Genomic DNA, 12143 nt, shown 5'->3' on the forward strand with positions numbered 1-12143 from the left:
CCGCGGCACCCGGCGCACTCCCCGGGTCCCCGCCGCCCCCCCGTGTCACGCCGGTGGAATCCCGGCGTCCGCCCGCCATCCGACCGTCCACGAACGGTCACTTGGCGGTACCGGCGCGTTACCCAGCGCTCCCTAGCGTCGTGAACATGACCAGGGAAACCAGGGACACGCGTAGCCGAACCCTCAGGCCCACGACCGTACTGGCGATCAGCGTCGCGCTCACCGCCGGGGCCTCCGCTCCGTCGGCGGTCGCCGCACAGCACGACACCGCGGCCGGCTCCCCGATCGTCGCAGCAACCGCAGCGACCGCAGCAACCGCAGCCCCGGCGGCAGCCGCGGCAACCGCAGCCCCCGCTCCCGGCTCCACGGTGGTCAGTCAGACCTTCGGCGGCACCGCCCTGCCCTCCGGCTGGAAGCCGGTCAGCGGTGCCTGGAAGGTGAGGAACGGCCGCCTCGTCGGCGACGGCGGCACCCGCGCCCGGATCACCTTCGGCACCCCGCTGACCGACTACCGCTTCGAGGCCACCGCCCGGTTCCAGGCGGTGGACAACACCTCCCGCTGGTTCGCGCTCGGCCTCGACCTGCCGTCGAGCGGGGCCACCCCGTGGTGGATCGCCACCCTGCGCTCCCGCTCCACCGCCGCCAACGGCGTGGAGTTCGCCCAGCGGACGACGTCGAACACCTGGAACGTCACCGACACCGCCGCCGCCCCCGCCGCGGCCGGCACCGGCAAGGACGTGCGGGTGCGGGTGGACGTCCACGGCATGAAGGCGACCTGGTACCTCGACGGACGGAAGGTGCTGAGCACCGACAAGCTGCGGCGCTCCGCCGACGGCCGCCAGGCGTTGCTGGTGGACGGCGCGACCGTCGCGTTCGACGACGTGAGGGTCACCGCCCTGCCCTCCCTCAACCCCTACCTGCGCGGCCCGGGCGAACCCGCGCTGGCCGTGGCGCACCGCGGGGCGTCGGCCTCGGCGCCGGAGAACACGCTGGCGGCGCAGGAGCTGGCGCGCCGGGCGGGCGCGGACCTCATCGAGACGGACGCGCAGATCAGCAAGGACGGCGTCCCGTACGTCATGCACGACGGCACGGTGGACCGCACCACGAACGGGACCGGGGACCTCACCGCCCTGACCTCCGCGCAGCTGGACAAGCTGGACGCGGGGTCGTGGTTCTCCTCGGCGTACAAGGGCGAGCGCGTGCCGACGCTGCGGGCGCAGGGCGCCGACCTGAAGGCGCGGGGCGGGAAGCTGCTGCTGGAGATCAAGCGGGCGGCGTCCAAGGACCAGGTGGCCCGGATGTTCGACGCGCTCCGGGCGGCCGGGGTCCTCTCGCCGGACCGGGTCTTCGTGCAGAGCTTCAGCAAGCAGCACCTGAGGTGGGCCCGTGAGCTGGCGCCCACGCTGCCCCGCGGCTACCTGACGTCCACGCTGGACGCCGACCCGGTGGCGGTCGCCCGCGACCTGGGGCTCACCGCGTACAACCCGAAGGCGTCGGCGCTGACCGCGCGGCCGTCCGTGGTGGGCGACCTGCACCGGTCGGGCGTCGCCACGATGGTGTGGACGGTGGACGAGCCGGCGCAGTGGAAGACGCTGGACGCCCTCGGGGTCGACGCCGTGATCAGCAACCGTCCCGCGGAGCTGGTCGCCTGGCAGGCCGCCCGACGGGGCTGAGCCCGGGGGCGGAAGACGCAGGAGAGACGGGGAAGGGCCCCGGCGTCATCCGCCGGGGCCCTTCGCGTCGCGTCCCCGCAGGGACGTTTCGTCAGATCGTGGCCGTGTCGATGACGAAGCGGTAGCGCACGTCGGAGGCGACGACGCGCTCGTAGGCCTCGTTGATCCGGTCGGCGGAGATCAGCTCGATCTCGGCGCCCAGCCCGTGCTCGGCGCAGAAGTCCAGCATCTCCTGGGTCTCGGCGATGCCGCCGATCATGGAGCCGGCCAGGTTCTTGTTGCCGCCGATGAGGGCGAACAGCTGGAGGGAGATCGGGTTCTCCGGGGCGCCGACGTTGACCAGCGTGCCGCCGGTCTTCAGCAGTCCCAGGTACGCGTTGAAGTCGACGTTGGCGGAGACCGTGGAGACGATCAGGTCGAAGTTTCCGCGCAGCTCCTCGAAGGTGCGGGGGTCGGCCGTCGCGTAGTAGTGGTCGGCGCCGAGCTTGAGGCCGTCCTCCTTCTTGCGCAGCGACTGCGACAGCACCGTCACCTCGGCGCCCATGGCGTGGGCGATCTTGACGGCCATGTGGCCGAGGCCGCCCAGGCCGACCACGGCGACCTTCTTGCCGGGGCCCGCGCCGTAGTTCTTCAGCGGGGAGTACGTGGTGATGCCGGCGCAGAGCAGCGGGGCGGCGACGTCGAGCGAGAGGCCGTCGGGGATGCGGAGGGTGTAGTTCTCGTCGACGACGATGTGGGTGGAGTAGCCGCCCTGGGTGATCTCGCCGTCCCGGCCGCGGGAGCCGTAGGTGCCGACGTTGCCCTTGAGGCAGTGCTGCTCGACTCCGCCCCGGCAGTTCTCGCACTCACGGCAGGAGTCCACCATGCAGCCGACGCCGACGCGGTCGCCGACCTTGAAACGGGTCACGCCGGAGCCGACCTCGGTGACCACACCGGCGATCTCGTGCCCGGGGGTGAGGGGGAAGTGGGTCTTGCCCCACTCCTCGCGGACGGTGTGGATGTCGGAGTGGCAGATACCGGCGTACTTGATGTCGATCAGGACGTCGTGCTCACCGACCTCCCTGCGCTCGACGGTGGTGCGCTCCAGCGGAGCCTTGGCGGCGGGGGCGGCGTAGGCGGCGACAGAAGTCATGCCGGGTGGTTCTCCGGTTTCTTCGGGGTGCTGGGTTGCTTGCGCGTGCGTCGTGGGCGCGCGCGGACGCCCGTGCGCGGTGGCGCGGACGTCCTTGGTGCACAACTGCCCCGCGATCCGGTTCATTCCGCATGGCGGATCGGAAACAGCCGGAACGCGGGGCGGGGCCGAAGCCGGGAACACCCGGAACGCGGGGCGGGCCGAAGCCGGGAACACCCGGAACGCGGGGCGGGCCGAAGCCGGGAAGAGGGGGCGTGACGGGTGCCCGGGGCGTCGGCCTCAGGTCGCGACGGAACCCTTGCGAAGGGTCACCACGCGGGGGGCCTGCCTGGCCAGGTGGGAGTCGTGGGTGACCATGACGAAGGTCAGCCCGTGCTCCTTCCACTGCGTCTCGAGGACGGCCATGATCTCGTCCCGGGTGGACTCGTCCAGGTTGCCCGTCGGCTCGTCGGCGAGCAGCACCCTGGGCTGCTTGACCAGGGCGCGCGCGATGGCCACCCGCTGCTGCTGGCCGCCCGAGAGCTCGCCCGGCACGTGCCCGAGCCGCTCCCCCAGCCCCACCGAGGCGAGGGCCTCGGCGGCCCGATCGCGCCGTTCCTTCCGCTTCACGCCGAGCGGCACCAGCGCCGTCTCGACGTTCTCCTGCGCGGTGAGGGTCGGGATGAGGTTGAAGCCCTGGAAGACGAAGCCGATCTTCTCGCTGCGGATCCGGGTCAGCCGCGCCTCGGAGAGCTTCGCGAGGTCCACTCCGTCCAGCACGACGCTGCCGGCGGTCGGGCGGTCGAGGCCGCCGAGCATCTGGAGGAGGGTCGACTTGCCGCCGCCCGTGGGGCCCTGGATGACCAGGCGGTCGCCGTCGGCGATGGTGAGGTCGACGCCGGCCAGCGCGTCCACGACTCCCTTGCCGCGGGTGTAGCGGCGGGTGACGCCGGTGAGTTCGTACATGGTGTCGTTGCTCCTGCTGAAAGGGCGGAAGGAAGGGCTGGAAGGGGCGGGTCGGGTGCCGGACGGCCGGGGCGGGGCCGTCAGGCGACGCGGGAGAGGGCGTCGGCGGGGCGCAGCCGGGAGGCGCGCCACCCTCCGAAGGCGCCCGCGACCAGGCCGCCCGCGACGGCCAGACCGACCGCCAGCGCGATCATGGAGAGGTTCACGGGCGCGGTGAGGGCCACGTCGAGGGACCGGGAGGCCGCCTGCCGCATCCCGCCGCCGGGGCCGCCACCCATGCCGCCCATGCCGCCGCCCGGGCCGCCGGCGCCACCCGCGCCGGACCCGGCGGAGCCGCCCAGCTGCGCGGTCAGCGAGGGCCCGAAGGCGGTGATCGCCCACGCGCCGGCGAGGCCGATCGCGATGCCCAGCGCGCCGCCGAGGAGTCCGGTCACCACGGCCTCGCCGACCACCTGCCCGGTGACCCGGCGCGAGCGCCAGCCCAGCGCCTTGAGGGTGCCGAACTCGCGGACCCGGCGGGCGACGGCGGAGGAGGTCAGCAGACCGGCCACCAGGAACGCGGCGGCGAGGACCACGACGGACAGCCACCGGCCGACGGTGACGGCCAGCCCGGATGCGGTCGACAGGGACCCGGACACCGTGTCGGCGAGGTCCTCGGAGGTGGTCACGGTGGCGTCCGGCACGGCCTCGAGCACCGCGCTCTTGACCGTGTCCAGCTGCTGCGCGTCGTCCGCCTGGACGTAGACGGTGGTGATCTTCCCCTTGGCGTCGGCGAGCGCCTGGGCCCGGGCGAGCGGGAGGTAGACGTCGGCGGCGGCGTCGCCGCTGGTCGCCGTGGCGAGGCCCACGACGGTGAACGCGGTGCCGCTGACGGTCACCTTGTCGCCGGTGGCGAGCTTCTGCTCCTTGGCGTAGGCGCTGTCCACCACGGCCACCTTCGCCGAGGTCTCGGACGTCTCGAAGCCGCGCCCGTCGATGATCTCGGAGGAGGTCAGCGGGCCGAGTGCGGGCCGGGTGACGTCGGTGCCGTAGACGCTGAAGCTGTCGATGGAGAAGTCGGCGCCGCCGCCCTGCACCTCGCCGCCGGCCGTGCCGCCGGGCCGGCCACCGCCGCCCTCGCGCTGCTGGAACTGGCCCGGGGTGAACTCCCCGTCGACCTTGACCACGTTGAGGCTGAGCCCGCCGACGGCGGCGGCGACGCCGTCCGCCTTCGCGACCTGGGTGACGGTGGCGGACTTCAGCGTCTGGAAGCCCTGGACCATGACCCGGTCGCTGCTCCGCTGCGCGTCGTCACCGCTCCCGCCGTCCTCGCCGTCCTCACCGCCACGGGCGTCGAACCGGAAGCGCGGCCGGGAGCTGCCGTCCTCTCCCTCGGCGGGCGGCTCGGGGGCCTTGGTGACGGTCATGTCGGTGCCGAGGCCGTAGAGCGACTCCAGGACCTGGGCCTGGGCCCTGCCCATGCCGGACGACACGGCGTTGACGACGATGACGAGGGCGATGCCGAGCGCCAGGCCGGAGGCGACGACCAGCGACGCCTTTCTGCGGCGGCGCAGTTCGCGGCGCAAGTAGGTGAGGAACATGCGCGGCACGCTAGGGGCGCGGGCTGGTAGACCCCTGTGCGTTGTGTGAGAGAACCCCGAGAGGGCGCGTTGGGGCGGAGACGTCAACGACACACGCACGGAACGGCGCAGGCGCAAAAAACGGCGGAGGCGCCCGGCGGCGTGCGTCGTGCACGCCGCCGGGCGCCTCCCGCGCCGCCTCAGGGGCGGCGCGGCGTCACGGTCGACGAGGTCAGGGGGTCACCGGCGCCGGGGTCAGACGGCGGAGCCGGCCACCCACTGGTCCCACGGCATGTTCCAGCCGTTGAAGCCGTTGTCCGGGGCGACCGTCTTGTCGCCGGTGTTCTGGACGACCACCACGTCACCGATCATCGAGTTCTCGAAGAACCAGGCGCCCGGCTTGTTCGGGTCGTTCGCGCCCTTGGCGTCCTCCAGGCCCACGCAGCCGTGGCTGGTGTTGGCGTTGCCGAAGACGCCCTGGCCCCAGTAGTTGCCGTGGATGAAGGTGCCGGACGTGGTCAGCCGCATGGCGTGCGGGACGTCCTTGATGTCGTACTCGCCCTTGCCGTCGTCGTCGGTGAAGCCGACCGTCGCGCCGTTCATCCGGGTCTCCTTGAACTTCTCGGAGATCACCATCTGGCCCTCGTACGTCTTGTTGTCGGGGGCGCCGGCGGAGATGGGGATGGTGCGGATGGTCTTGCCGTTGCGCGTGACCTTCATCTGCTTGGTCTCGGCGTCGACGATCGAGACCTGGTTGCGGCCGATGTGGAAGGTGACGGTCTTCTGCTGGACGCCGTAGACGTTCGGCGCGCCCTCGACGCCGTCCAGCGCGAGCTTCATGGTGACCGTCGCCCCCTCCTTCCAGTACTCCTGGGGGCGGCAGTCCATCCGGGTGGTGCTGAACCAGTGGCAGGCGACCTCCTGGCCGCTGCTCACCGAGACGTCGACCCCCTGCTGGACGGCCTTCTTGTCGGTGATCTCCTTGTCGAACCTGATCGACACGGGCATGCCGACGCCGACGGTGGAGCCGTCCTCCGGCGAGAAGTTGCCTATGAAGCTGTTGGAGGGCGAGACGGTGGTGAAGGTGGCGTTCTCGTGGGAGGCGCGGCCCTTGGAGTCCTCGGCCGTCACCGAGACCTTGTAGGTGGTGGCCCGCTCGAGCTGCCCGGAGGGCTTCCAGGAGGTCTTGTCGTCGGACATCTCGCCCTCGACCGCCTGGCCGTCCTTGGTCTTCACCTCGACCTCGGTCAGCGTGCCCTTCTTGACCGAGACGTGCCCCGCGTTGTTGATCGACGCGTTGTCCGTGCCGTCCTTGGGCGTGATGGAGATCTCGGCGACCGACGTCTCCTTCGCGGCCGCCTCGTCGGCCCTCTCCTGGGCGTCCGGACGGGCGGGCTTCTCGTCCCCTCCACAACCGGACAGGACCATCACGCCGCCCAGAAGTGCGGACGCGACCGCCAGACCCCTGCGCCGCCGCCGCTCACCGACCGTCTTCACACGTATCTCCATCATCACTGGTCACCCGACCCCGTGGGAGGCGCCGCCCGTGCCGCGACCCGGTGCGGGCACACCTCCCGTCAGCATTCTCAACGCCTGGACGGGCCGTTCCGGTTCCGTCTCGCGGTGAATTGTGCAATGCGCCACGCCGCGGACCGCCGGAACGGTCCGCGGAGGACCGGAAGGCATCGTTCCGTAGGGGTCGCCTTCCCCGCCAGGGGTCAGCCGATGCCGATGCGAACCGTCACGTCCCCGCCTCCGGCGGGGCCGCCGGCCCGATCGCCGGGGAAGTCCTCCTCGTGGTCGCCATCATCGCCGTAGAGGTCGCCGTCGAGCGAATCCGGATTCCCGTCCACGTGCTCCGCGCTCCACGAGGTCTGGGTCAGTTCGATCCCCGGCAGCGCCGCCACCAGGTCGAACGGGTCGACGAGGTAGGCCAGGGCCTCCGCCGTGTCGTGCGTCACCACGGACCCGATCCGGTCCCGCTCGCCGTCCGGCAGCGTTCCGTCCGCGGCGATCCGGTCCTGTGCGGTGCGCCGGAGCGCCCGCGGGTCGTCGACCTCCACGATCAGCTGGACGTCGAGACGGACAAAGCGGCTGTTTTCGGTTGCATTCATGGCAGGGAGAGTACGGCGGTCCGCGCCCTCGGGTTTCCCGCGACCCGCGCCTTTCACTAGCATCGGTTCACACGGTCAATTCGCCAGCGCCACAAGGGGATCGATATCCGTGTCCACGACGCGCCGCTCATTGCTGACCGCCGCTGCCGCCGGCGCCCTGCTGGGTGCCCTCTCCTTCGTCCCGTCCGCCAACGCGACGATGACGCCGGAAGAACCGGAACCGCGGTCCGCCGCCGCCGCTCCCGCCGTCGCGGGCGCGGAGGGCGCCTTCGGGGTGCGCACCATGACCACCGTCTCCGACACCACCCCGGCGACGGTCCACGCCCGGACCGACGGCATCGAGCTCGCCGACACCGGCGCCTTCGACACGACGCCGTACATCATGGGCGGCACCGCGTTCCTCGGCATCGGGGCGGCGTTCGTGGCGTACTCGGTGCGGCGGGAGCGCATGGGCCTGTGACGGCCGGCCCCCGGGCCCATGCGGAACGCCCTTGACCGCTTGTGAGGGAGACCTCATGGTCCGACGGTGAACACCCCCTCGTGGGCGCGGAGAAGGCCGCCAGGTGGCTGGGCCGGCACCGAGGCGGCCGCCGGGCCGGCACGGGGACCGGCCCGGCGGCGGGGGCGCCGTCAGCGCAGCGGGCCGGTGACCGCCTCGGCGGCGCGGACGACGCCGCCCTCGCGGACGAAGGCCTCGGCCGCCGCGAGGTCGGGGGCGAGGTAGCGGTCCGGGCCGGGGCCCGCGACGCCGGCCGCGCGGGCGGCCTCGACGACGGCCCAGGTGGCGGGCGCGGCGGCAAGACCCGTGGCGGTGCGGCGCAGCTCCAGCGCGCGGGAGGCGGCGACCAGCTCGACGGCGACGACCCGGGCCAGGTTGTCGACCACGTGCCGCAGCTTGCGCGCCGCCGACCAGCCCATGGAGACGTGGTCCTCCTGCATGGCGGAGGAGGGGATGGAGTCCACCGAGGCGGGGACGGCGAGCCGCTTGAGCTCGCTGACCAGGGCGGCCTGGGTGTACTGGGCGATCATCAGCCCGGAGTCGACGCCCGGGTCGTCGGCGAGGAACGCGGGCAGCCCGTGCGAGCGGGCCTTGTCCAGCAGCCGGTCGGTGCGGCGCTCGGCGATGGACGCCAGGTCGGCCGCGGCGATCGCGAGGAAGTCGAGGACGTAGGCCACCGGCGCGCCGTGGAAGTTGCCGTTGGACTCCACGCGGCCTCCCTCGGCGCCGAAGGCCTGGGAGGTGCCCCCGGGCAGCACCACCGGGTTGTCGACGGCCGCCGCCAGCTCCCGCCCGGCCACCAGCTCGGCGTGGCCGAGGGTGTCCCGGCCCGCGCCCGCCACCTGCGGCGCGCAGCGCACCGAGTAGGCGTCCTGCACCCGCGGCTCGTCGCCCTGGTGCTGTCCGGTCATCTCCGAGCCGTGCAGCACCGCCAGCATGTTGGCGGCGGAGTCCGCCTGGCCCGGGTGCGGGCGGATGGCGTGCAGCTCGGGCGCCAGGACCCCGTCGGTGCCCAGCAGCGCCTCCAGCGTCATCGCGGCGGTCACGTCCGCGGAGGTGTAGAGCAGACGCAGGTCGGCCAGGGCCATCAGCAGCATGCCGAGCATGCCGTCGGTGCCGTTGAGGAGGGCCAGGCCCTCCTTCTCCTTGAGCTCGACGGGGTGCAGCCCGTGCGCCGCGAGCAGCTTGCGGACCGGGCGGAGCTCGCCGTCGGGGCCTTCGGCCTCGCCCTCGCCCATCAGGGCGAGCGCGCAGTGCGAGAGGGGGGCCAGGTCGCCGGAGCAGCCGAGGGAGCCGTACTCGTGCACCACGGGGGTGATGCCGGCGTTCAGCAGGTCGGCCATGGCCTGCGCGACCTCGGGGCGCACGCCGGTGCGGCCGGAGCAGAGGGTCTTGAGCCGCAGGAACATCAGCGCGCGCACCACCTCGCGCTCGACCCGCGGGCCCATGCCGGCGGCGTGCGAGCGGACGATGTTGCGCTGCAGCCGGGTGCGCAGGTCCGGGCCGATGTGCCGGGTCGCCAGCGCGCCGAAGCCGGTGCTCACGCCGTAGACGGGGTCCGGCTTGGCGGCGAGGGCCTCGACGACCTCGCGGGACGCGGTCAGTTCCCGCACCGCCTCGTCCGAGAGCGTGACCCGTGCGCCGTGCCGCGCCACGGCGAGCACCTGCTCCGGCGTGAGGCCGGAGGTGCCCACCACCACAGTTTCCGTCGAACCGGTGTGCATATCCATATTCAGGAGCCTAGAGCTTGAATTCGTCGCTGTCATGGGTGGGTTGGACCACACCCGGCCGCAGGTCTCCGAGGGGGCCGTCCGCGCCGGGCGGCGGCAGGTCCCGTCCGCGCAGCGCGCGCCGCTCCCCGCCGCCCTCGGGCGGTGGCGCGTCGGCCAGCCGCAGGACCGGGTCCTGCGGCCCTTCGACGCCCGCGACCACGGGCCCGGCGGTGCGCCCGGCCTTGGCGCGGTACTGGGCGGCGTCGGCCAGCCGGAACAGCCGCCGCGCCGAGGTGACGGGGCCGACCGGCTCCTCCGTGGTCGCGATCCCGCAGGCCACGCCCTCGCCCAGTTCGAGCTCCCGGGCGCGCCGGCACAGCTCCTCGGCGGCGCGCACCACCTCCGCGGTGGACGGGCCCACCGCGATCAGGCAGAACTCGTCCCCGCCGAGGCGGGCGGCCAGCGCGTCGGGCAGCATCGCGCCGCACAGCGACAGCACCGAGCCGAAGCGTTCCAGGAGGCGGTCGCCGGCCGCGTGGCCGAGGGTGTCGTTGACCTGTTTGAGCCCGTTGAGGTCGCAGACCACCAGGCTGACGACGGCGCCGTCCTTCCGGTGGCGTTCGACGGCCTCGTCCAGCCGGGCGTCGACGGCGCGGCGGTTGGCGAGGCCGGTCAGGGCGTCGGTGAAGGCGAGCCGCTCGGCCTCCTCCAGGCGCTTCATCTGGGCGAGCCCGGCCGCGACCACGGCGGCCAGGACGGTGGCGAAGTCGGCGTCGGAGCGGCCGAAGACCGGCGCGCCCAGCGGGCGGGCCACGTACAGTTCGCCCCAGGCACGGCCGTGCAGCACGATCGGCGCGATCACGCAGCAGCCGCGGCCCCGGCGGCGCAGCGCGGCCACCCGCCGGTGGCAGTAGCCGGCGCGGTCCTCGGGGGACCCCTTGGCCGGGCCGCCGTCCACGGTCTCCACCCAGGCGTCCGGCTCCCCGCCGTTGGCCCAGCGCTCGTGCAGGAACTCGGTGATCTCCGGGAACTGGTGCACCGGGTAGGACTCGGAGCGGGGGAACTCCTCCTCGTCCGGCGCACGCTCGCCCACGTTGACCAGGACGCGGAGCCGGCCCATCTCGCGCTCCCACACCGACAGCGCGGCGAAGCTGCCGCCCAGCGCGTGACTCGCGCCCAAGGCGGCGGCCCGCCAGGACTCCTGGGGCGTCCTGGCGGCGGCCATGCCCTGGGCCAGCGTGACTACCGCGCGCAGGCGGCTCTCCTCTGCCATGCGTTCAGGCTAGGGATGTTTCGGGGCAAACGTGACGTCGGAGGGCGAACGGCTGTCACGTTCCGTGACCGAGGAGGGCGGTTCGGGCGGCCGGGCGGCTCTCAGACCCAGAGCTCGGTGACGCTGACGTCGAGCTTGCCGAGCAGGCGCCGCAGGAGGGGGAGGCTGAGGCCGATGACGTTGCCGTGGTCGCCGTCGATGCCCTCGACGAACGGCGCGGACCGCCCGTCCAGGGTGAACGCGCCCGCCACGTGCAGCGGCTCCCCGGTGGCGACGTACGCGTCGATCTCCTCGTCGGTGGGGTCGCCGAAGCGCACCACGGTGGAGGCCGTGCCGGAGGTGTACCGGCCGGTGGTGGTGTCGTAGACGCAGTGGCCGGTCTGCAGGACGCCGGCGCGCCCGCGCATCGCCTTCCAGCGGGCCGTGGCCTCGGCGGCGTCGGCCGGCTTGCCGAGCGGCTCGCCGTCCAGGTCGAGCACGGAGTCGCAGCCGATCACCAGGGCGCCGGCCGCGTCGGGGCGGGCGGCGACCACGGAGGCCTTGGCCTCGGCCAGCGCCAGGGCCAGCTCGGCGGGGGTGGGGGCGGTCACGGCGTCCTCGTCCACGCCGCTGACGATCACCTCGGGGGCGAACCCGGCCTGCCGGAGCAGTCCGAGCCGGGCGGGGGACTGGGACGCCAGGACGAGGCGGCGCCGGGGCCGGCCGGCGGCGGGGCCGGCGGGCTGGTCGTCGATCTGATCGGTCATAGGGGCAGCGTATCGACGCCGAGGACCGCCATGGCGAGGATCATCGCGAGGGCCATCAGCACGCCGAGCCGCCGGAGCATGACCTGCGTCCTGCGCAGGTCCTCGGGCGGCCCGGACTCGGGATCGGGGTCGGACCAGAGCACACCACCGAGCATGCGGCCCCGTCCCGCCCGCCGCCTGAGTACGCGTACTCAGGCCGCGCCCGGTGTCGCCCGTCTCACACGTCCCCCCAGGTCACCCGCGGGGCGCCCACGACGGAGGGCCGGGTCAGCCGCGGGGCGCCGCGTCGCCACGAGGCGCCGGGGAAGGCCGCGAGGGCCAGGGCACGCCGCAGGGCCGGGGCACGCCGCAGGGGCCGGGGAACCCCGCAGGGCCAGGGCACGCCACAGGGACCGGGGAACCCCGCAGGGGCCGGCGGTCGTCCGCCGGCCCCTGCGTGCCGTTCCGCGGCCCCTGCGTGCCGTTGCGCCCTGCGTGCCGTTGCACCGGC

Annotated in this window: 11 protein-coding genes; 2 read left to right on the forward strand and 9 right to left on the reverse strand. The window is 73.5% G+C overall.

Features of this window, described 5'->3' with window-relative positions:
• Nucleotides 1-146 precede the first annotated feature (146 nt).
• Entirely contained in the window at nucleotides 147-1673 is a 1527-nt protein-coding gene (locus tag Sfr03f_RS31260; RefSeq protein WP_245967586.1) for a glycerophosphodiester phosphodiesterase family protein, read from the forward strand.
• Nucleotides 1674-1764: 91 nt separating this feature from the next.
• On the opposite strand, the gene Sfr03f_RS16550 is transcribed toward Sfr03f_RS31260, so the two are convergent.
• From Sfr03f_RS16550 to Sfr03f_RS16570, 5 genes are all read right to left on the reverse strand, one after another.
• The gene (locus Sfr03f_RS16550; protein WP_108954652.1) at nucleotides 1765-2805 is read right to left on the reverse strand and encodes an NAD(P)-dependent alcohol dehydrogenase; all 1041 of its coding nucleotides are present in this window, start codon (nucleotides 2803-2805) and stop codon (nucleotides 1765-1767) included.
• A 279-nt stretch (nucleotides 2806-3084) separates the two neighbouring features.
• The gene (locus Sfr03f_RS16555; protein WP_108954653.1) at nucleotides 3085-3750 is read right to left on the reverse strand and encodes an ABC transporter ATP-binding protein; all 666 of its coding nucleotides are present in this window, start codon (nucleotides 3748-3750) and stop codon (nucleotides 3085-3087) included.
• Between the two features lie 80 nt (nucleotides 3751-3830).
• The gene (locus Sfr03f_RS16560; RefSeq protein WP_108954654.1) at nucleotides 3831-5330 is read right to left on the reverse strand and encodes an ABC transporter permease; all 1500 of its coding nucleotides are present in this window, start codon (nucleotides 5328-5330) and stop codon (nucleotides 3831-3833) included.
• Between the two features lie 234 nt (nucleotides 5331-5564).
• On the reverse strand, nucleotides 5565-6818 hold the full coding sequence (locus Sfr03f_RS16565) for a L,D-transpeptidase (protein WP_108955030.1): 1254 nt from the start codon (nucleotides 6816-6818) through the stop codon (nucleotides 5565-5567).
• Nucleotides 6819-7027: 209 nt separating this feature from the next.
• The gene (locus Sfr03f_RS16570) at nucleotides 7028-7423 is read right to left on the reverse strand and encodes a hypothetical protein (protein ID WP_245967587.1); all 396 of its coding nucleotides are present in this window, start codon (nucleotides 7421-7423) and stop codon (nucleotides 7028-7030) included.
• A 109-nt stretch (nucleotides 7424-7532) separates the two neighbouring features.
• Here Sfr03f_RS16570 and Sfr03f_RS16575 point away from each other — a divergent pair, with 109 nt between their 5' ends.
• Nucleotides 7533-7883, forward strand: a complete 351-nt coding sequence (locus Sfr03f_RS16575) for a hypothetical protein (protein WP_245967588.1) — start codon at nucleotides 7533-7535, stop codon at nucleotides 7881-7883.
• Nucleotides 7884-8053: 170 nt separating this feature from the next.
• On the opposite strand, the gene hutH is transcribed toward Sfr03f_RS16575, so the two are convergent.
• The 4 genes from hutH to mmpB form a co-directional block, all read right to left on the reverse strand.
• Nucleotides 8054-9652 carry a histidine ammonia-lyase gene (gene hutH, locus Sfr03f_RS16580; RefSeq protein ID WP_174721597.1) on the reverse strand — a complete coding sequence of 533 codons (1599 nt, stop codon included), beginning with the start codon at nucleotides 9650-9652 and terminating at the stop codon, nucleotides 8054-8056.
• A gap of 10 nt (nucleotides 9653-9662) precedes the next feature.
• Nucleotides 9663-10907, reverse strand: coding sequence for a GGDEF domain-containing protein (locus Sfr03f_RS16585; RefSeq protein ID WP_108954657.1), 1245 nt, complete (start codon nucleotides 10905-10907; stop codon nucleotides 9663-9665).
• Nucleotides 10908-11008: 101 nt separating this feature from the next.
• Nucleotides 11009-11653, reverse strand: a complete 645-nt coding sequence (locus Sfr03f_RS16590) for a Maf family protein (RefSeq protein WP_108954658.1) — start codon at nucleotides 11651-11653, stop codon at nucleotides 11009-11011.
• Nucleotides 11650-11796 carry a morphogenic membrane protein MmpB gene (mmpB, locus tag Sfr03f_RS30660; RefSeq protein ID WP_170145097.1) on the reverse strand — a complete coding sequence of 49 codons (147 nt, stop codon included), beginning with the start codon at nucleotides 11794-11796 and terminating at the stop codon, nucleotides 11650-11652. Before mmpB ends, Sfr03f_RS16590 begins: the two co-directional genes overlap by 4 nt.
• Between the last annotated feature and the right edge of the window lie 347 nt (nucleotides 11797-12143).

The sequence above is a fragment of the Streptomyces fragilis genome (assembly GCF_003112515.1).
Lineage (GTDB): Bacteria > Actinomycetota > Actinomycetes > Streptomycetales > Streptomycetaceae > Streptomyces > Streptomyces fragilis.

Excerpts from the sequence above, each read along its gene's own strand:
- Sfr03f_RS31260 (WP_245967586.1), top strand. The coding sequence starts at position 147 with ATGACCAGGGAAACCAGGGACACGCGTAGCCGAACCCTCAGGCCCACG.
- Sfr03f_RS16550 (WP_108954652.1), bottom strand. The coding sequence starts at position 2,805 with ATGACTTCTGTCGCCGCCTACGCCGCCCCCGCCGCCAAGGCTCCGCTG.
- Sfr03f_RS16555 (WP_108954653.1), bottom strand. The coding sequence starts at position 3,750 with ATGTACGAACTCACCGGCGTCACCCGCCGCTACACCCGCGGCAAGGGA.
- Sfr03f_RS16560 (WP_108954654.1), bottom strand. The coding sequence starts at position 5,330 with ATGTTCCTCACCTACTTGCGCCGCGAACTGCGCCGCCGCAGAAAGGCG.
- Sfr03f_RS16565 (WP_108955030.1), bottom strand. The coding sequence starts at position 6,818 with ATGGAGATACGTGTGAAGACGGTCGGTGAGCGGCGGCGGCGCAGGGGT.
- Sfr03f_RS16570 (WP_245967587.1), bottom strand. The coding sequence starts at position 7,423 with ATGAATGCAACCGAAAACAGCCGCTTTGTCCGTCTCGACGTCCAGCTG.
- hutH (WP_174721597.1), bottom strand. The coding sequence starts at position 9,652 with ATGGATATGCACACCGGTTCGACGGAAACTGTGGTGGTGGGCACCTCC.
- Sfr03f_RS16585 (WP_108954657.1), bottom strand. The coding sequence starts at position 10,907 with ATGGCAGAGGAGAGCCGCCTGCGCGCGGTAGTCACGCTGGCCCAGGGC.
- Sfr03f_RS16590 (WP_108954658.1), bottom strand. The coding sequence starts at position 11,653 with ATGACCGATCAGATCGACGACCAGCCCGCCGGCCCCGCCGCCGGCCGG.